Source organism: Kaistella sp. (assembly GCF_049588135.1).
Classification (GTDB): Bacteria; Bacteroidota; Bacteroidia; order Flavobacteriales; family Weeksellaceae; genus Kaistella.
In genome coordinates this window covers 1-18,310 of sequence record NZ_JBAVFG010000055.1, presented here as the reverse complement: position 1 = coordinate 18,310, position 18,310 = coordinate 1, and the positions used below count along the sequence as shown (strand labels likewise).

Here is an 18,310-nt window from a genome sequence, read left to right as displayed (position 1 = left end):
ATCATTTAGTTTAAATTTAAAATCTTAATTTTCTTAATACTTAATGGTTTAAAATCATAACATTAATTTTTTCTTTAATCAATTCAGATTTCAATTCCAAAATTACTTTTTTCAATTCCGGGAAATCATCCATTTCTTCCCAGTTTTGCGAAAAATTATAAATATTTTCAATCCCTTTTTCAATGCTTGATACAAAATGTGGCTTCCTTTGAATTAATCCACGGAAACCATAAGCACCCAAAACCTGCAAAAATCGAATCAACTGAATTGGCTTTACCGAGCTTTTTAGTGATGTTGCTTTTTCATCATTCCAAAAAGAATAATAGTAGTCGAGCATTTTATTTTTAAAATCTTCAGGAAAATTTGCTTTTGCCTGAAATAAAAACGAGATTACATCGTACATCAAAGGTCCTTTCATTGCTGATTGATAATCGATGAAAAACACTTCATCGTTTTCATCCACCATAATATTTCTCGCCTGAAAATCGCGAATCATCAAACCTTGTGGTTTCAAATTTTCAATTTTTGCAGCGAGTTTTTTGAATTCTTTCAGCAAAGAAGATTTGTGATAAGGGATTTCTAAAACGTCGGCGACAAAACTTTTGAAATAAAATAAATCGTTGGTAATCGGCAATTCGTCGTAATTTTCATATTCAAATGTTTTCGAATAATCGATTCTATTTTCTGTTTTAATTTGAACTTCAGCGAGTTGTTGAAGCGTTTTTTTTACCAAAGTTTTCACTCTTTCTGTCAACCCTTCTTTTTCAATAATTTCCGATAAGGTTTTTTCACCCAGAAACTCTTGAATATATAAATTACGGTCTTCCGAAATTTTAAAAATATTCGGAGTATTGAGTTTTAATTCAGAAAAAATTTGAGAAAAATAGAAGAAGCTTTCGTTTTCTGAAAGATTTTCATTGAAAGTGACGATGAATTTTTGGTCGGAACTTTTGCCCACAAAATTGATTCTTGCAGAACCACTTTGTGCTAAAGTAAAAAAATCGGACACATTTTCGCCGATAAATTCTTCAAAAAAGATTTTTGCCTTTTCGTTCATCATACTTTTACAAATATAAGGAAATTAGAATTTTAGAAAAGATTATATTTGCAATATGTTCAATGATTTCAAGCCTGTACTGAAAATTCTTTTGCGATTCATCATTTTGTATGTGGTGATGGTTTTGGGTTATCAATTTTATTTGAATGGATTCAAAAATGCGGGCTTAGATTCTTTTTCAACTTGGGTGATGACACAGGTTGATTTTGTGCAGAATCTTATGGGCTATGCATCGCAAATGGTGGAAGGGAAGCCACAAGATGAAACTGCTTGGTTTTTTGTGAGCGGGAAATATGTTTCGCGAATGGTGGAAGGTTGCAATGCGGTATCGGTGATGATTTTGTTTTTGGCTTTTGTCTTTGCCTTTTATGAAGGTTTCAAAACTTTTATATTTTCCGCTTTGGGACTGGTTTTTCTTCACATCATGAATGTTTTGCGTATTGTAGGTTTGAATATTGTACTGGTAGAGCATCCGCAATATTCTAAAATGGCACATGATTATTTGTTCCCGGCAATTATTTACGGAAGTGTTGTTTTGTTGTGGTTGATTTGGATTAAATTTTACGCCCTAAAAAACGTTGAAGATGAAAATCGTTAAATGGCTTTTTGTTGCGCTCGCTATATTTGGTTTGATCGGTGTTCGAATGATGGAAAATCAATTATTTTACGATCCATTTCAAGCGTTTTTTCATTTGGCCAATAAGCATGCTCCGTTTCCGGATTTTAACTGGTTTCTTTTAGTTCTGAATTATCTTTTTCGATTTTTGATGAATTTACTTTTATCAGCAGCGGTGGTTTATTTAATTTTCAAAAATAAACAGTGGACGTTGCAAGCAATTATTTTAATGCTGATTGTTTTTGTAATCACCTTTCCAATCTATCTTTATTGTATTCATGCAAAATTTGAAATCGGTTATCTTTTTTCTTTTTATATGAGAAGGTTTGTGATTCAACCGTTGATTTTGTTATTGATAATACCTTTGTTCTATTATCGAAAACGCGTTCAGAAAGATTAATCTTCCACAGAGTGTTTTCCTTCCTGGGCGATAGTTTTCGCATTCCATTCTATTTTTTTAACGAACGGTCTTTGTCTTACCGGGCATTCCCATAACTCACAAATTTCACAAGAAATAGGTTTGCAGTCATCCAGATGAAAATTGAACTCGATGGTTCTGTCGGTATTTTCACCAATCAGCTTATAGAGATCTTCCATTTCATTATGAGCCTTGCGAAGCTCGTAATACCACGGTAACGTAAGATGCGCATCGATATGAAGTCCGCTGCCGTGCTGCTGGATCCGCATATTGTGAACGTCGATCCACTGTCTTTTTCGGTTTTCATTCAGGAATTTTGATAATTTTTCAAGCATTCCCAAATCGGCTTCGTCCATTATTCCGCTTAACGATTTTCTAATAATTTTGTAACCAATCCACATAATGTAGGCACCGAAGAGGAGCGCGACAACCGCATCAATCCAATACAGGCTTGTAATCTGCACTAAAATTAAACTCACTACAACTCCCAAAGTGGTGATGGTATCACTTTTCAGATGTTTCCCTGAACTTTGTAAAACGAGAGAATTTTCCTGGATGCCTTTCTGTTGAGAAATATGTCCCATTAAATAATTAATGACCGCCGTAACTGCGACAATGGCTATTCCCCAGTCTAACTGCTTTGGAATATTGCCATGCAAAAGGGAATCTACCGCTTGAACAATGATGATGGTTCCTGCAAAGATAATTAAGGCGCCTTCAACACCAGAAGTTACAAATTCTACCTTTCCGTGTCCGTAAGGATGCTCGACATCTTTTGGTTTTGCTGCGAGATAAAGCGAATACAATCCCATGAAAGCGGCGATGATATTGACAATACTTTCCATGGCGTCTGAGAAAACCGCATCGGAATTGGTGAAGTGCCAAGCCAATAATTTTGCCACGAAAAGAAGGATGCCAACGAGGGCGACATTTCTCTGAAAAATGAAGTTGGTATTTGGAATATTTTTATTTTCTGACATTTGAGTTTTATTATACTTATCAGGAATGTTTGATGAATCTAATCCATAAAAAATGCCCACTTGTTGTGAGCATTTTAATTTAGACTAATTTGTTTTGGTAGAGATATTCTGCAATCTGTACCGCATTTGTTGCGGCGCCTTTTCGAAGGTTATCTGCGACAATCCAAAGGTTTAATGTTTTGGGTTGAGAAACATCTCTTCTGATTCTTCCGACGAAAACCTCATCTTTTCCTTCTGAATATAAAGGCATCGGATATATGTTGTTTTTTACATCATCTAAAACAATAACTCCTGGAGTTTCTGCGAGAATAGTTTTCACTTCTTCTAAATCGAAATCATTTTCGAATTCGATGTTTACGCTTTCAGAATGTCCGCCTTGTACAGGGACTCGAACTGCTGTTGCTGTAATTTTAAACGTGTCATCTTCCAAAATTTTCTTGGGTTCAGTCATCAATTTAATTTCTTCTTTGGTATAATCATCATCAGAGAAAACATCACATTGCGGCAATGCATTTTTGAAGATCTCATACGGATAAACTTTCTCGACTTCTTTATTACCGACAACTTCAGCATTCAATTGATCGACTGCATTTTTCCCAGTTCCCGTTACCGATTGATAGGTAGAAACAATCACCCGTTTTACATCGTATTTTTGATTTAAAGGATGCAAAACCATCACCAATTGAATGGTAGAACAGTTTGGGTTTGCAATGATTTTATCTTCTTTCGTTAAAACATGAGCATTAATTTCGGGAACGATTAATTTTTTGTCGGCGACCATTCTCCAAGTTGAAGAGTTATCGATAACGGTTGTTCCAACGGCTGCAAATTTCGGCGCAAATTCTAATGAAGTTGTTCCGCCTGCAGAAAACATAGCGATTTCGGGCTTTCGGTCTAAAGCATCTTGCATCGAAACAATTTCGAATTCATTTCCTTTAAAGGTGATTTTTTTACCGATTGATTTTTCGGAGGCTACGGGAATTAATTCGGTTACCGGAAAATTTCTTTCTTCCAGAACCTTTAACATAATTTGTCCCACCATTCCGGTAGCGCCTACTACTGCTATTTTCATTAAGAATATTTATTTTTAAATTTATTTATGCAAAAAGTGAAGGGAAAACTCTAGACCATGGGAATGCATAAGTAAAAAATACGAATGCGATCAATCCCATAATAACGATTTTCATCGCAAGGGTGTCGTGTGATTTCATGTATTTATTAATGATGGTCATTAATACAACACCGATCAACATGGATACTGGATGTTCTACATAAGAGAATCTTGAGGCAGCGTTGCTCATTAACGTTCCTGTTTCCAATGCGCCTTTTAATCCTGGTGAGAATACCAACATGAAAATACCAACAATCAACTGAATGTGAAATAAAATCATGGTAATCAAAGTTGATGTTTTCAATAATTTTTTGATCTTTCCTGAGTAACCAAACATTGTTACCAATAACGCAACGATGAAGATAATGCCCGAAAGCAAAATCAAATAAGCAAAACCTTTGTGTGCTTCAGTAATAATCTTAAATGTATCCATTGTAATTTTTTGTTAAGCACAAAGATAAAAAAAATCCCGACGATATCGTCGGGATTTGTAAAGTATGAAAAATTGGTTTTTAGAAGTTGAATGACAAACTAGCAGCCCAAGTTCTTCCGAATCCGAAAAACACCTGATTCCCAGTGTCAACTCCATGGTAATCAATACCAGTTGAGAATTTTTCTCCAGCAAAAGTATTGGTATAAGAGTTTTGGATGTAATAGGTATCGAGTACATTATAAACATTTGCTCTTAATGTAAGTGATTGTTTTTCATTTAAGCGATACATATAAGAAGCTCCCATATCTACTAAGCCATAATTTGGCAATCTTAATGCTCCTTTTGCAGCTTTTGTTTCATCGGCGAAATCAATAACGTTTAAGTTTGCATACAAGCGATCTACAAATCTGTAAGAAGCATCAAATTTAAAATCTTTGATTGGAGTTAATGTAACTCCTAAAGATGCAGTAGTTTGTGCAGCGTTACCCACTTTAATTTTGTTTAAATAAAGTGTTTGCGAAGGAGCCATTCCATCTGCTACGATTTCACCTTGGTTATCAATAGGATCGTTGGTTTCATTAAATAATGTTCCTTGTGCATTTCCTTTGTAGTACCAATCTGCAATAGCAATCATTGCGTTAATAGTAACGTATTTGTTGATTTTTGAACTTGCTTCAAATTCAATCCCTTGGTGAATTTCTGTAATTCCTTGAATGTTCGCATAAGCAGCTACTATTTCCTTGTTAGCTTTTGTAATCTGCTGTGTTTTTCTTAGGAATCTGTCTTTCCAGCTAGTTCTGTAAAGATTAACATTTGCATTTAACCAAGAAGCTCTAAAACCGTAACCTGCTTCTAAACCAAAGATTTTTTCATTGGTAAGATTAGGGTTCAAATAGTTTTTATTGTTTGGGTAAACCGCATTTAAGAATGGTTGTTTTGAATAATATCCTGTATTTACAAAAACATTATTTCTCTCGTCAATATTATAGTTAACACCACCTTTTAAATTGTACCCAACAAGATTTTTAAAACCTGTTTTGGTATACAATGCAGGGTTTGTAGTACTTGGCTGTGCGATGGTTGGGTTTGTAGCTGAAATTGCATAACCAGCTGTTTGTCCATTAAGAAGTGTTTTTCCATCGATAAGGAAATTGTCTATTCTTTGGTAACCTTGCTGAGAAACTGCACCTTGGACAAAAGCAGATAGCTTATCATTAGAATATTCTAGTTGACCAAACCCTCCATAATAAATTACTTCACCATCATTGCTGTAACCAATTCGATCTTGCATGCTTTCAATTTTCCCACCGAATGGGTTCCAATCTGGTTTTGCATTAGTGGAATTTGACACATAATTGTAACCTGGTAACAATACATTCTGTGCGTTTGCTACATAAAGGTTTTTGTTTCCACTGTCTCTATATGCAGAAGCTCCCAAAAGATCACTTACAACTTGGTAGTGATAGCCGTAGTAGTATCTACCATCAAAACCAACTGAGAAGTTTAAATTATCATTGATCTTGTGATTAAAGGTTGAAATCAAACCATACCAGTTGTGAGAATTAATAGAAGCATTTCTAATAAGAACACCTTTTTCTGGAGTAGAAGCTTGGTTTGCTGCCACAATTGCATCAAAATCAACAAGTCCACCTATAGGTTGAAAAGCACTAAGTGCTTTTCCATTAGCTGTTCCGACATTAGCAGTTCCTGCACCTCTACCGAAAGAACCATAAGCTACGGTGCTTAGTTTTGAAGCTTCAGACATTTTCCAATCCCAGTTTAAGGACATTACTGGCTTGTGGTAGTAATTTCTTTTAAAAGTGTATTCTTTTCCATTTAGAACACCTTCTTGTTCATTATATCTTCTATCTGGTCTATCTAAAGAACCTCTGTCTATTAATTTTTGTAAAGTAATTTCGAAAGCACGTTGATTATGATATTGGGGAGCACCAGTTAAAGTGAACTGAAAATCATGCTTTGCATTAGGTTGATATCCAAGAGCAAAATAATAGTTATAACCTTCGAAATCTGTTCCGCTAGCATAAGTAGATCCTGCTGTTCTGCTTAATAAGAATGAGGTAGACCAGCCCGTTTGTCCTTTTCCGCTGTTGTAGGCGAAAAGTGATTTTACATAACCATCATTACCAAGTCCTACAGATACCTTCCCACCTTCTTTTCTGTCAGCAGCTCTGGTAAGAATATTCACAGTACCACCTACAGAAGCAATTGCCAATTTAGAAGATCCTAGTCCTCTTTGAACCTGCATTGCAGAAGTTACATCAGATAAACCGGCCCAGTTACTCCAGTAAACAGAACCGTTTTCCATATCATTCACAGGTACACCATTAATCATCACCGCAATGTTTTCTTGTGCAAAACCTCTGATGTTTAATTTGGAGTCACCAAAACCACCACCTCCTTTGGTAGCGTAAACAGATGGAGTTGCGTTCAGAATCTCAGGAAACTCTTGGTTACCAAGTTTTTCAATGATTTGTGCTTCTTTAATTGTAGAAACCGCTACTGGAGTTTTACGATCCTTTGCAAGATCCGCAACACCAGTAAGAACTACCTGCTCAATATCTGCTTCTCGGCTTGTAGTGTCTTTAACTTTTTGTGCGTAATAAACACTCGCAGTTGAAAGAGTGATGACCACAGTTAACATCGACTTTTTTAATACGTTACTTTTCATAAATTTTAAACTTATTTTTAGTTCTAATGAATTAGTGCAAAACTATTTAAAAAAAACGGAACAATTATGAATAAATTGTTAACATTTAAAATTTTGTTAATTTTTAAATTAAAGAATTGATTCTAAGTCCTTTGTTAGTGCGTTTTTGTGGTGAAAATATATATATTCATTGTGTAATCATTAATTTCGACACCTTAAATTTACATTTCCGATAAATTATTTCACTGCTTTTAAGCTCAAGTCAATATTATCCGCAGAATGGGTTAAAGCACCCGCCGAAATATAATCAACACCGGTTTTTGCAATCTCTTTCAACATGTCTCGGGTAATTCCGCCCGAAGCTTCACTTTCGCATTTTCCATTGATGAGTTGTACTGCTTTTCTCATCGTTTGAACATCCATATTATCGAGCATAATTCGGTCTGCTTCAGACTTTATAGCTTCTTCAACTTCTGCCAGATTTCTGGTTTCCACCTCAATCTTTAACGGTTTTTTTGTTTTTTTAATATAATCTTTCGCCATTTTCACGGCGTTCGTAATGCTTCCGTTGTAATCAATATGATTGTCTTTTAGCATAATCATGTCATACAAACCGTATCGATGATTGGTTCCGCCGCCAATTGCAACCGCCCATTTTTCACAAATTCTGAAATTGGGAGTTGTTTTTCTGGTGTCTAAAAGTTTCGTTTTTGTGCCCAATAATCGCGAGTCCCAATCGTGGGTTAAAGTCGCAATGCCGCTCATTCTTTGCATGCAATTCAGTGCCAATCTTTCGGTGGATAAGATGGAACGTGCACTTCCGGTTACGATAAAAGCAATATCGCCCACTTTTGCCGTTTCACCATCTTTAATAAAAACTTCAATTTTCAAATTTTTATCAAATTGTTTAAAAATAGTTGCAGCCAATTCCACACCCGCCAAGATGCAATTTTCTTTTACTAAAAGTTTTGCACTCTGCTGCAAGTCTTTAGGAATCGTGGAAAGCGTAGAATGATCGCCATCTTGAATGTCTTCTTCCAAAGCATTTTTAATGAAATTTTTTAAAGCTTCTTTGGTGATGTATGTGGGTTTTTTCATGAATTTATAAATTAGATAATCTTTATGGTTTAAATTTAATTAAATATTTTTTGCTATTTCCAAATTATTTCTGCTCCATTCGCTCCAAGAACCCACATAAAGATTCGGGATTTCGAAACCTGCATAATCCAAAGCCAACAAAGTATGACAAGCTGTAACGCCCGATCCACAATGGATTGTGATGTTTTCTGAAGGAATGTTTTTGAAAATTTTAGAATATATTTCCCTTAAAATTTCAGGGTTTTTAAAAGTTCCATCTTCGTTGAGATTTTCTTTAAAAGGAACATTGATCGCACCGGGAATATGTCCTGCAACTTCATCGATAGGTTCTGTTTTACCATCATAGCGGTCTTTTTCACGAACATCAATCACCAAAAAATCAGGGTTTTCAGAATTTTTCTCAACAAAATTGATATCCACTTTCGGCAGTTTCCATTCTTTTAAATTAATTTTTTCTGCTTTTTTAGGCTCAACTTTATTTGAATTGATGTTAAATCCTTTTGCTATTGCCATTTGTAAACCGCCATCCAAAACCTGAACGTTTTCAATTCCGGCAGATTTTAGCATCCACCAAAAACGTGCAGCAGAATTTGATGCATTTTTATCGTCATAAATAATGACATGAGCATTTTCATCAATTCCTAAATTTAGTAAAACTTCCGCAAATTTTTCCAAACTTGGCAAAGGGTGTCTTCCACCGCTTTTTGCGTTTTTAGGAATTTCGGCTAAATCTTCGTTCAAATCTACATAAAAAGCACCGTCAAGATGTTTTTGAAGATAGTTTTCGTGAGAAGAATTTCCGCTTCCCGCATCTACGATTATTAAATTTTCTTTCGGTAAATTCAATAATTCTTCTGGTTTTATGATGGGTGATATTTTCATTTAAATCAAATCTTTATTATAAAAAGCACCTTTGTTTTCCTTCATCTGCATCGATTGTTTAATGATTAGGTAAGAAATATTCGTTAAATTTCGCAGTTCCGAAAGTTTTGGCGAAAGGAGAGAGTAGCTGTATAATTCGTTCACCGCCTCGAAAATTTCGCGTTGCTTTCTTTTGGCAAGTTCTAATCTTTCGTTGCTTCTTACGATGCTTACCAAATCGCTCATCATTTCCTGCAATTGCCTTCTGAGATAGGAAACCATCACCATTTCGTCCATCATTTTCATGCCTTCTTCATTCCATTCTGGGATGGCTTTTAAATCATCAAAATTAAAATCATTAATTCCTAAAAGTTCCACGGTTTTCATCGCAGCATTATGCCCGAAAACCAAACCTTCCAATAAAGAATTTGAAGCCAATCGATTCGCGCCATGAAGTCCAGAATTCGTGCATTCGCCCACTGCGAAAAGGTTTTTAATGGAACTTTGTCCGTCCATATCAATCTCAATTCCGCCCATCAAATAATGACACGCCGGAACCACGGGAATGAGTTGCTTGAAAGGATCAATCCCTTCATCGATGCATTTTTGATAAATATTTGGGAAATGTTCAACGAATTTTTCTTTGTCCATTTCACGACAATCAAGCCCAACATATTCGTCGCCCGAAATTTTAAGTTCATTATCAATGGCTCTTGCAACAATATCTCTGGATGCTAATTCTTCGCGTTCATCATATTTTTGCATGAATTTTTCGCCGTTTTTCAACCGAAGTTTTGCACCGTCGCCACGAACGGCTTCGGAAATCAAAAACAACATTCCATCTCTTTTAGAAAAGAGTGCAGTTGGGTGAAACTGGTAATATTGCATGTTGGAAATTTTTCCGCGCGCTCGGTGAACAAAGGCAATTCCGTCGCCGGTTGCGATAATTGGATTGGTGGTGTTTTTGTAAACATGACCAGCTCCACCTGTCGCAACCAAAGTTATTTTCGCTGTAATTTTTTTGATGCTTTTGCTTTTCTCGTCGAGAATATAAGCGCCATAACAAGAAATATTGTCGGTATTCAGCTCTTTTCCCGGAACGTGGTGTTGCGTAATTAAATCGATGACGTAATGGTGCGGCAACATTTTGATATTTGGGGATTTATTGACGGTTTCGAGCAAAGCGCGTTCAATTTCTGCGCCGGTAATATCTTTGTGATGCACGATTCGGTTTTCGGTGTGGCCGCCTTCTCTTCCGAGCATGAGGTGACCGTCTTTTTGGTCGAATCTTGTTCCCCAATCAACCAATTCCTGAAATCTTGCGGGACCTTCTTTGATCACCATTTCCACGACATCGTGTTTGTTTTCGCCGTCGCCGGCTCGCATCGTATCGTCGATATGTTTTTGGAAATTGTCTTTGTCGAAATCGGTTACCACCGCCAAACCGCCTTGTGCATATTTGGTGTTGCTTTCGTCTTCATCGGCTTTTGTAACGATGATGATTTTGGCATCGGGCATTTTTTCGGAAATTTTTATCGCATAAGAAAGTCCGGAAATCCCGGAACCGATTACGAGAACGTCTGCTTTTATCATTTAATAATTGATGTTTTAATTATTTTATTAATTATTTTTAATGTTAATTTATACTCAATTATAGTTCCTAATATTTGAATCAAAAGTAAAATTAAAATGATTGAAACATTTCCACTAAAATTATTCTTAAAAATTATAATTCCGACAAATAGGAGTAAAATTGAATATAAAAAGAAAAAATAGATTCCTGAAATTATACTGAAGCGGACTTTAATATTCTGAAAATTTGATTTATCGAGTTTTAAAATTAATCTTGGTAAAATATTTTCAAAAGGATATTTTATCCTTGTTGCCTCAAAATATTTATCATTTTCATTAGCAAAAAAATATTTATTTTCTATTTTTTGATACCCAGAATTGCCCGCAAATTCAATCATTTTACCTTTCCTAATTGCATATTTCCTAAACGAATTTTCAATTAAATGACTATCAAAACCATCTAAATTTATTTTTTTAATTGTAATCATATTTTAAAAAGGATTCTTTATTTTCTTTTATTCGTTCAGAATGGCAGAGTCAAATTTTAAATAAATTTAAACTTTAGGATAATTTTCTGGATTTGCTTTGGCGAAACGAACACCATAAATTTTCACAATTTTTTTCTCTTCGAAAACTATATAATGAATCATCACCGGAAAAGCATTAACCTGCCGCATTCTAAATTCATCATAACGTAACTGAAAGTAAGGAAATTCTTTCAATTCCTCTAAAGCTTTATTGAAATTTAAGAGAAATTTTGATTTAAGTCCTTTTGAAATAGAACCATAAAAATCAGAACAATCTTTCAGGTCAAATTTTGCATTTTTTGAAATTAAAACCCGAAACATTTTATAAATAATTATGTTTTATTGTATCCCAATCTTCAAAATCTTCTTCTTTTGATTCCGCAAAACGTTTTCGCATTAATGCTTTTTCTTCTTCCGAAATTTCAAAATCAAATTCTTCTTCTTCTTTCGGAAATATAATCACTTCCGCAAATTCTGCATCGAAGTTTTCGGGAAGCTGAATATCTAATTTGTGGTTTTTCACCGCTACGATTTGTCGGATTGCATTCATTTTATCTTTCATTTAAAAATTAAAATTACAGAAATTTAAACAATTTATCATCCGGTTTTCGCACTTTTTTCATCGTTTGGAAAGCATCATCTTCTGCCCGAAAACCCAAAGCTAAAGTGACGGAAACCTTTTCTTTTTCGGGATTTAATCCCAAAATTTCTTCTATTAAATCTTGTTTAAAACCTTCCATCGGGCAAGTATCCACATTTTCCAAAGCGGCGGCAAACATCAGATTTCCCAAAACAATATAACTTTGTTTATCTGCCCAAATCATCACTTCTTTTGGGTCTAAATGTTGGATGTGTTTGCTAATGCTGTCCCGAAAAGGATTGAGACTTTCTAAAGGAACTTCTCTGGTTTCGGAAATGTGACTGAAATAATTGCCAATATATTCGTTGCCAATATTATTTTTTGAAACAATAACAATTAAATGAGAGCAGGTTGAGATTTGTGATGGATTGTAAAAAGCAGGAATGAGTTTTTCTTTCATTTCTGGACTTTGCACAATAATTAGCCGATAAGGTTGCAGTCCTAATGAACTCGCCGAAAGTCTTGCCGCTTCTAAAATGTGATAGAGTGCATCGGAAGAAACTGCTTTTTTAGGATCAAATTTTTTCACCGAATATCTTTTGTTCAGTGCATCAAGGTAATTCATCTAACAAAGGTAAATAATTTTGCTTCGCAAGTGAATTTCTTCGAGTGAATTTCAAATTCACTATTCACTTCCGCAGAAAAATTCACTATTCACCTAAAAAAGTCCGCCATCTTTTAAATTCTCGAAATAATCGTCGATTTCGAGTTTTGTGGATTGGGAGGCTTTCACGGCGAGTTGATCGCAGATTTCGTTTTCGGGATGTCCGGCGTGACCTTTCACCCAATGAAAAGTAGTTTGATGTGTCTTAATTAAAGGAACCATTCTCTGCCACAAATCCGGGTTTTTTACATTTTTAAAACCTTTTTTAATCCAGCCGAAAATCCATTTCTGATTAATTGCATCGGAAACATATTTGCTGTCAGTGAAAATATGAATATCGTTTTCGGTAGATTTTAATTTTTCCAAAGCCGTGATTACTGCCAACAATTCCATGCGGTTATTGGTCGTAAGGCGAAAACCTTGTGAATATCTTTTTTCGTAATTTTTTTCTGGGACTTTCATTACGATTCCGTAACCGCCTTTTCCAGGGTTTCCACTACAAGCGCCGTCGGTATAAATTTCGATTCTAAGACTCATTCCTAAAATTGAAAATCGTCATCATCATCCGCATCATTCATCGATGAACCCGAAAGATTTCCATTACCTTTTGGCAAATCGAAAGCCGCACCAGGATCAATTGTGGTTTTAATTTTTTCAAATCCACTTGGAGTATCCTGTTGTCCGAAATTAGAAGATTGGTATCCATAACCGCCGCCGCCACCAAATAAATCGAGGTCTGCAAATTTTGCAATATTTTTGTGGAAAGACATTCTCACATCTGCCGTCGCACCATTACGGTGTTTTGCAATAATGAGTTCTGCCTGGTTTTCAGTCGAAGATTCGCCACCGTCTTCATCATTATCCCAAGTGGTTATTTTGTAATATTCTGGACGGAAAATAAAGGAAACAATATCGGCATCCTGCTCAATCGCTCCAGATTCCCGAAGGTCAGAAAGCATCGGTCTTTTTCCAGGTCGGGTTTCCACACTTCTTGAAAGTTGAGAAAGTGCAATAACAGGAACATTCAGTTCTTTTGCAATCGCTTTTAGGGAACGGGAGATCATTGCAATTTCCTGCTCACGGTTTCCTGCGCCACCTTTTCCGGAATTCGCAGTCATCAACTGAAGATAATCGACCATGATAATTTTCACTCCGTGCTGCATGACCAATCTTCGGCATTTTGCTCGAAAATCGAATACAGAAAGTGAAGGCGTTTCATCAATATATAAAGGAGCATTTTCTAAAGCGGAAACGTTAGAGAATAAGCGTTGCCATTCTTCATCGTTCATTTGTCCTTTTCTTAATTTCTCAGAAGAAATTCCGGTTTCTGAAGCGATCATTCTGGTGATCAACTGTACAGAAGCCATCTCCAGGGAGAATAATGCCATTGGGATATTGTGTTCAACTGCAATGTTTCTCGCCATCGAAAGCAAGAAAGCGGTTTTACCCATCGCTGGACGAGCCGCAATAATAATTAAATCTGAGTTTTGCCAACCACCAGTTTCTTTATCAATATCTTTAAATCCAGATGGGATTCCGGAGATTCCTTCTTTGTCTTTTAATGCTTTAATAGTTTCAATCGCCTGTGCAACCAAAGTGTTTGCCGTGTCGAAACCTTTTTTAATGGTTCCGTTGGTAATTTCAAAAAAGGATTGTTCGGCTTTATCTAAAAGTTCGAAAACGTCGGTAGATTCTTTATAAGAACTGTCGATCACATTGGCGGAAACATTAATCAAACTGCGCAGAATAAATTTTTCTAAAATGACCCGAACATGGTATTCGATATGCGCACTGGAAGAAACCCCCATCGTTAAATCAATGATATAATGATCGCCACCAGCAAGTGCTAATTTGTCGGTTTTCTTTAATTCCTGAATTACCGTCATTAAATCTACCGGATGATTTCCTTCAAATAACTTAACAATGATGCGGAAAATTTCCTGATGTCTTGGGTCATAAAAAACGTCTGCCGTTAATAAATCGATGGAATAATCCAAACCTTTTTTATCAATCAGAAAAGTTCCGATAACGAGTTTCTCGAATTCTATTGCATTTGGGGGCATTTTTCCGTCGGAAATCGAAAGTTCCTTAGCGAAATTACCATGAATTAATGAAGATAAAGTTTCCTTTTGTGCCATGTGACAAAGATAGTTTTTTTAAGTTTTTGTTCAGAATATTTAATTAACAATATCTTCTTTTTGAAGGTCAATAAGTTGTTTATTAATATGTTGCAATGTTGGTAAGTCGAAAGAGATCGGGGTTTTTATTCTAGCCCGGATCGCAATGGAAATCCTTTTTTTTAGCGATGGGTAAAGGTGCGGCGAAAAAAGATTGCAATGAAGAGCCGGACTGAACTTGTTAGAAGTTCTACCCTTGTTGCTCCTAAAAAATCAATACTTCATTTTGCGAAGTTTTGGTACCGTGGTTCCAACTAAAAGTGCAATTAAAACCGTCATGGTTCCTCCAAAAACTACCGAACGAACGACTCCTAAAAGTTTGGCTGCAACTCCACTTTCGAATTGCCCCATTTCATTACTCGACATGATGAAAATGGAATTCACACTTAATACCCGGCCACGAATATGATTGGGTGTTTTTAACTGAACGATTGTTCCACGGATAACGACGGAAATTCCATCGAGCATTCCGCTTGCAACCAGTAAGAAAAAGGAGAGCCAATATAATTTGGACAGGCCGAAACCGATGATGCATAAACCAAAACCTGCGACTGCAACAAGTAGAATTTTACCTTGATTTTTGGTTAAAGGAACAAATGCTAATGTCATAATAATGCACATAGAACCGATGTCTGAAGCGGCATTTAGTAAGCCGAAACCTTCGGAGCCTACGTTTAAAATATCGGTTGCGAAAACAGGAATCATGGCGACGGCTCCTCCAAAAAGTACGGCAAACATATCGAGGCAAAGTGCGCCCAGGATTTCTTTGGTTTTGTAAATGTAGGCGATTCCTTCGCGCATACTTTCCACTACGCCCATTGTTCGGTCACTATTTTCTGAGGGATGTTTTTTTAGAAACCAAAAGAAAATGGAGGAGAAAATCATTAATCCAACAATGACGAGAATGGTTCCGGAAATATCGATCCAGTGGATTAAAAATCCACCCAAAGCATGACCAGAAACCGAAGCAGTAAGAAAGGTGGCTTGGTTTAAAGTAATCGCATTTGGGAGTTTTTCTTTGGACACGATTTTTGGAATCATCGACGGAATAATTGGTCCGATAAATGCACGACAAAAACCTGTAAAAAAGATGACAGCGTAAATATAATAGGAAATTTGAAGATTGCTGAAATGTAATAGTTGATGATCGAAAAATGCAGGGATTGCTAGCAAAGCAATGAGTGCAACGTAAGCGTAATTGCAAATTAGCAGGAGTCTTTTCTTCTCAGAATTATCGATAACATGCCCTGCATAAAGCGCAGTTGAAACTGCGGGAATGACTTCTGATAAACCAATTAAGCCGATAGCGAAGGGCTCTTTGGTTAGTTGATAAACCCACCAACCGAGTAAGGTTGCCAACATTCTAAAAGATAAAATCAAAAAAAACCGACCTGTCATGAGGTTTCGGAATTCGGGGATTTTTAAGGTCTGAATGGGTTGCAATGAAATCATTTTGCAAAAGTAAATTTTAGAAACGAAAAATCATTTAATAATTTGCCGCGAATGCACGAATCTTTTTTTTTAATTGGTTGACGGGTTTTCGATGGTTGAAATGAAATAAAGTGATTTAAAGAAGAAAAGATTTGTGAACTCGTGGCTTTTAGAAGCACTTGAGTTTTATAAAAAAAATTATCTTTGACCTATGAATTGGATTTTACTCATTATCGGTGGTTTATTTGAAACAGGATTTGCTACTTGTCTCGGAAAAGCACAGGAAAGCACAGGAAAAGAAAGTTATTTCTGGTGGGCAGGTTTTGTGATTTCTTTATTCTTGAGTATGTTTTTATTGTACAAAGCAATTTCTGTAGGTACGACTCCTATACCGATTGGAACGGCGTATGCAGTCTGGACGGGAATCGGTGCAGTAGGTGCGGTTTTTATGGGAATCTTTATCTTTAATGAGCCGGCAACTTTCTGGCGAATATTTTTTGTTTTTACTTTAATTGCTTCGGTGGTAGGGTTGAAAGTGGTGAGTCATTAAATTTTGAATTTCCCCAAAAAATCCGCAATCTTTCGGTCATTCGCTAATCTCGGAGTTTTATTTTGTCCGCCTAATTTTCCTTCAGATTTGGCATAATCCTGAAAAGCATTCTTCTTTAATTTAGTAATAATTAAAGGTTGCAAAATATTCCCGGAAATCAAATCATTATAATAGGTGTTTCGTTTTCGCATTTCTTGATCTAAATTTTTTCTGAAATCTCCTAAATTTTCAGGTTCCTTTTCAAATTCGATAAACCATTCATGATATGGCAAACCTTCTGTGGGATTTACTTGTGGTGCAAGATGAAATTCTGTGATCTGTGCCGGGAATTTTTCAACCGTAGATTTCAATGCTTCCTCAACCTCAAATGCAATAACGTGTTCGCCAAAAGCAGACGTGAAATGTTTCGTTCTTCCTGAGACCAAAATACGATACGGATTTTTAGAAATAAACCGAACAACATCGCCGATAGAATACGCCCAAAGTCCTGAATTGGTGGTTAAAATTAAAGCGTAATCTTTATGGAGTTCAATCTCTTTTAAAGTCAATCTTTTCGCTTCTGGTTTTCCAAATTCTTCTAAAGGAACAAATTCATAGAAAATTCCGTGATTGGTTAAAAGCAATAAACCTTCTTTTTGATAGTCATCTTGAAAAGCGAAAAAACCTTCACTCGCCGGAAAGGTCTGCAAAGTATCAACAGGTTTTCCCAGAAGTTCATTCATTTTTTTGCGGTAAGGTTCATAATTGACGCCGCCGGTAATAATGAGTTGAAGGTTGGGAAAAAGTTCTGTAATCTTTTTACCGTTTCGTTCGATGAGTTTTTCAAAATACATAATCAACCAAGGCGGAATCCCGGAAATTAAAGTCATGTTTTCCTTTTCGGTTTCCTTTACGATTTCGTCAACTTTGGTTTCCCAGTCTTCGATGAGGTTGGTTTTTAAACTTGGTAAACGGTTTTTCTGTAAATAGGACGGAATATGATGAGCGACAATTCCGGAAAGTCTGCCGGTTTGTATCCCGTTTATTTCTTGCAATTCGGGACTTCCTTGAAGGAAAATCATCTTTCCATTAACGAAATCGGCGTTGTTTTTTTTGGCGATATAATGAAAAATCGCACTTTGTGCTGCGGCGATTTGATAAGGCATTCCTTCTTTTGAAATGGGAATATATTTGGATCCGGAAGTCGTTCCCGAAGTTTTCGCAAAATACTCAGGAGTATCAGTCCAGAGAATATTTCGTTGTCCTTTTTTTACTTTTTCAATAAAAGGTTTTAAATCTTCATAATCCGCAATTTGAACTTGGTTTTGAAAATCTTGAATCGTTTTTATATTTTCAAATTGATGGGTTCTACCAAACAAAGTTTTTTCGGCAGTTTTTACCAGAGATAGTAAAAGGTTCTCTTGATCTTGAACTGCGTTTGCTTTAAAGGAATTCGTTTTTTTAACGTGATTTTTCGCCCAAATTAAAGCGATGTTTTTCTTAATGAAATTGATCATACGCAAATTTAAAGTATTTTCTAAAAGGAAAACAGCATGGAAACGAATAAAAAAGCCTCAAAATACATTCC

Annotated in this window: 19 protein-coding genes; 3 read left to right on the top strand and 16 right to left on the bottom strand. The window is 35.9% G+C overall.

The features are described 5' to 3' along the window. Positions 1 to 40 precede the first annotated feature (40 nt). Positions 41 to 1,060, bottom strand: a complete 1,020-nt coding sequence (locus WBY99_RS03230; RefSeq protein ID WP_423974903.1) for an aminoglycoside phosphotransferase family protein — start codon at positions 1,058 to 1,060, stop codon at positions 41 to 43. A 52-nt stretch (positions 1,061 to 1,112) separates the two neighbouring features. Between WBY99_RS03230 and xrtF the strand changes: the two genes are divergently transcribed. After that, positions 1,113 to 1,655 (top strand): exosortase family protein XrtF, encoded by a 543-nt coding sequence (xrtF, locus tag WBY99_RS03225; protein ID WP_423974902.1) that lies wholly within the window; start codon positions 1,113 to 1,115, stop codon positions 1,653 to 1,655. Next, a complete protein-coding gene (locus WBY99_RS03220; RefSeq protein WP_423974901.1) occupies positions 1,642 to 2,073 on the top strand; it encodes an exosortase F system-associated membrane protein in 432 nt (143 codons plus the stop codon). Before xrtF ends, WBY99_RS03220 begins: the two co-directional genes overlap by 14 nt. Here the strand turns inward: WBY99_RS03220 and WBY99_RS03215 are convergent. From WBY99_RS03215 to WBY99_RS03150, 14 genes are all read right to left on the bottom strand, one after another. Further along, positions 2,070 to 3,071 (bottom strand): cation diffusion facilitator family transporter, encoded by a 1,002-nt coding sequence (locus WBY99_RS03215; protein WP_423974900.1) that lies wholly within the window; start codon positions 3,069 to 3,071, stop codon positions 2,070 to 2,072. The genes WBY99_RS03220 and WBY99_RS03215 overlap by 4 nt on opposite strands. A gap of 79 nt (positions 3,072 to 3,150) precedes the next feature. After that, positions 3,151 to 4,143, bottom strand: coding sequence for an aspartate-semialdehyde dehydrogenase (locus WBY99_RS03210; protein WP_423974899.1), 993 nt, complete (start codon positions 4,141 to 4,143; stop codon positions 3,151 to 3,153). Between the two features lie 25 nt (positions 4,144 to 4,168). Continuing rightward, positions 4,169 to 4,615, bottom strand: coding sequence for a hypothetical protein (locus WBY99_RS03205; protein WP_423974898.1), 447 nt, complete (start codon positions 4,613 to 4,615; stop codon positions 4,169 to 4,171). Between the two features lie 79 nt (positions 4,616 to 4,694). Next, on the bottom strand, positions 4,695 to 7,304 hold the full coding sequence (locus WBY99_RS03200) for a TonB-dependent receptor (protein ID WP_423974897.1): 2,610 nt from the start codon (positions 7,302 to 7,304) through the stop codon (positions 4,695 to 4,697). Positions 7,305 to 7,520: 216 nt separating this feature from the next. Continuing rightward, complete coding sequence (gene nadC / locus WBY99_RS03195; RefSeq protein ID WP_423974896.1) at positions 7,521 to 8,381, bottom strand: carboxylating nicotinate-nucleotide diphosphorylase; 861 nt, start codon at positions 8,379 to 8,381, stop codon at positions 7,521 to 7,523. A 39-nt stretch (positions 8,382 to 8,420) separates the two neighbouring features. Continuing rightward, the gene (locus WBY99_RS03190; RefSeq protein ID WP_423974895.1) at positions 8,421 to 9,263 is read right to left on the bottom strand and encodes a sulfurtransferase; all 843 of its coding nucleotides are present in this window, start codon (positions 9,261 to 9,263) and stop codon (positions 8,421 to 8,423) included. After that, the gene (gene nadB, locus WBY99_RS03185) at positions 9,264 to 10,835 is read right to left on the bottom strand and encodes an L-aspartate oxidase (protein ID WP_423974894.1); all 1,572 of its coding nucleotides are present in this window, start codon (positions 10,833 to 10,835) and stop codon (positions 9,264 to 9,266) included. Next, positions 10,832 to 11,302 carry a hypothetical protein gene (locus WBY99_RS03180; protein WP_423974893.1) on the bottom strand — a complete coding sequence of 157 codons (471 nt, stop codon included), beginning with the start codon at positions 11,300 to 11,302 and terminating at the stop codon, positions 10,832 to 10,834. The genes nadB and WBY99_RS03180 overlap by 4 nt, the downstream gene beginning before the upstream one ends. A 66-nt stretch (positions 11,303 to 11,368) precedes the next feature. Continuing rightward, a complete protein-coding gene (locus WBY99_RS03175) occupies positions 11,369 to 11,662 on the bottom strand; it encodes a type II toxin-antitoxin system RelE/ParE family toxin (protein ID WP_423974892.1) in 294 nt (97 codons plus the stop codon). Between the two features lies 1 nt (position 11,663). Then, complete coding sequence (locus tag WBY99_RS03170) at positions 11,664 to 11,891, bottom strand: hypothetical protein (protein ID WP_423974891.1); 228 nt, start codon at positions 11,889 to 11,891, stop codon at positions 11,664 to 11,666. Positions 11,892 to 11,916: 25 nt separating this feature from the next. Then, a complete protein-coding gene (locus WBY99_RS03165; RefSeq protein WP_423974890.1) occupies positions 11,917 to 12,546 on the bottom strand; it encodes an NAD(P)H-dependent oxidoreductase in 630 nt (209 codons plus the stop codon). 93 nt (positions 12,547 to 12,639) lie between these two features. Continuing rightward, positions 12,640 to 13,122, bottom strand: coding sequence for a ribonuclease HI (gene rnhA, locus WBY99_RS03160; RefSeq protein WP_423974889.1), 483 nt, complete (start codon positions 13,120 to 13,122; stop codon positions 12,640 to 12,642). 2 nt (positions 13,123 to 13,124) lie between these two features. Continuing rightward, complete coding sequence (dnaB, locus tag WBY99_RS03155) at positions 13,125 to 14,723, bottom strand: replicative DNA helicase (protein ID WP_423974888.1); 1,599 nt, start codon at positions 14,721 to 14,723, stop codon at positions 13,125 to 13,127. Between the two features lie 252 nt (positions 14,724 to 14,975). Beyond that, positions 14,976 to 16,214, bottom strand: a complete 1,239-nt coding sequence (locus tag WBY99_RS03150) for an MFS transporter (RefSeq protein WP_423974887.1) — start codon at positions 16,212 to 16,214, stop codon at positions 14,976 to 14,978. A 190-nt stretch (positions 16,215 to 16,404) separates the two neighbouring features. Here WBY99_RS03150 and WBY99_RS03145 point away from each other — a divergent pair, with 190 nt between their 5' ends. Further along, a complete protein-coding gene (locus WBY99_RS03145) occupies positions 16,405 to 16,743 on the top strand; it encodes a DMT family transporter (RefSeq protein WP_423974886.1) in 339 nt (112 codons plus the stop codon). Here the strand turns inward: WBY99_RS03145 and WBY99_RS03140 are convergent. After that, the gene (locus WBY99_RS03140) at positions 16,740 to 18,239 is read right to left on the bottom strand and encodes a GH3 auxin-responsive promoter family protein (protein WP_423974885.1); all 1,500 of its coding nucleotides are present in this window, start codon (positions 18,237 to 18,239) and stop codon (positions 16,740 to 16,742) included. The two genes, WBY99_RS03145 and WBY99_RS03140, sit on opposite strands and share 4 nt — an antisense overlap. Positions 18,240 to 18,310: the final 71 nt, after the last annotated feature.

What these genes read in the sequence shown, in the direction of transcription:
- rnhA (WP_423974889.1), bottom strand. Translation starts at nt 13,122, where the DNA reads ATGAGTCTTAGAATCGAAATTTATACCGACGGCGCTTGTAGTGGAAAC.
- WBY99_RS03165 (WP_423974890.1), bottom strand. Translation starts at nt 12,546, where the DNA reads ATGAATTACCTTGATGCACTGAACAAAAGATATTCGGTGAAAAAATTT.
- WBY99_RS03205 (WP_423974898.1), bottom strand. Translation starts at nt 4,615, where the DNA reads ATGGATACATTTAAGATTATTACTGAAGCACACAAAGGTTTTGCTTAT.
- WBY99_RS03170 (WP_423974891.1), bottom strand. Translation starts at nt 11,891, where the DNA reads ATGAATGCAATCCGACAAATCGTAGCGGTGAAAAACCACAAATTAGAT.
- WBY99_RS03215 (WP_423974900.1), bottom strand. Translation starts at nt 3,071, where the DNA reads ATGTCAGAAAATAAAAATATTCCAAATACCAACTTCATTTTTCAGAGA.
- WBY99_RS03180 (WP_423974893.1), bottom strand. Translation starts at nt 11,302, where the DNA reads ATGATTACAATTAAAAAAATAAATTTAGATGGTTTTGATAGTCATTTA.
- WBY99_RS03230 (WP_423974903.1), bottom strand. Translation starts at nt 1,060, where the DNA reads ATGATGAACGAAAAGGCAAAAATCTTTTTTGAAGAATTTATCGGCGAA.
- WBY99_RS03210 (WP_423974899.1), bottom strand. Translation starts at nt 4,143, where the DNA reads ATGAAAATAGCAGTAGTAGGCGCTACCGGAATGGTGGGACAAATTATG.
- WBY99_RS03140 (WP_423974885.1), bottom strand. Translation starts at nt 18,239, where the DNA reads ATGATCAATTTCATTAAGAAAAACATCGCTTTAATTTGGGCGAAAAAT.
- WBY99_RS03175 (WP_423974892.1), bottom strand. Translation starts at nt 11,662, where the DNA reads ATGTTTCGGGTTTTAATTTCAAAAAATGCAAAATTTGACCTGAAAGAT.
- WBY99_RS03190 (WP_423974895.1), bottom strand. Translation starts at nt 9,263, where the DNA reads ATGAAAATATCACCCATCATAAAACCAGAAGAATTATTGAATTTACCG.
- WBY99_RS03145 (WP_423974886.1), top strand. Translation starts at nt 16,405, where the DNA reads ATGAATTGGATTTTACTCATTATCGGTGGTTTATTTGAAACAGGATTT.
- WBY99_RS03200 (WP_423974897.1), bottom strand. Translation starts at nt 7,304, where the DNA reads ATGAAAAGTAACGTATTAAAAAAGTCGATGTTAACTGTGGTCATCACT.
- xrtF (WP_423974902.1), top strand. Translation starts at nt 1,113, where the DNA reads ATGTTCAATGATTTCAAGCCTGTACTGAAAATTCTTTTGCGATTCATC.
- nadC (WP_423974896.1), bottom strand. Translation starts at nt 8,381, where the DNA reads ATGAAAAAACCCACATACATCACCAAAGAAGCTTTAAAAAATTTCATT.
- nadB (WP_423974894.1), bottom strand. Translation starts at nt 10,835, where the DNA reads ATGATAAAAGCAGACGTTCTCGTAATCGGTTCCGGGATTTCCGGACTT.
- WBY99_RS03150 (WP_423974887.1), bottom strand. Translation starts at nt 16,214, where the DNA reads ATGATTTCATTGCAACCCATTCAGACCTTAAAAATCCCCGAATTCCGA.
- dnaB (WP_423974888.1), bottom strand. Translation starts at nt 14,723, where the DNA reads ATGGCACAAAAGGAAACTTTATCTTCATTAATTCATGGTAATTTCGCT.
- WBY99_RS03220 (WP_423974901.1), top strand. Translation starts at nt 1,642, where the DNA reads ATGAAAATCGTTAAATGGCTTTTTGTTGCGCTCGCTATATTTGGTTTG.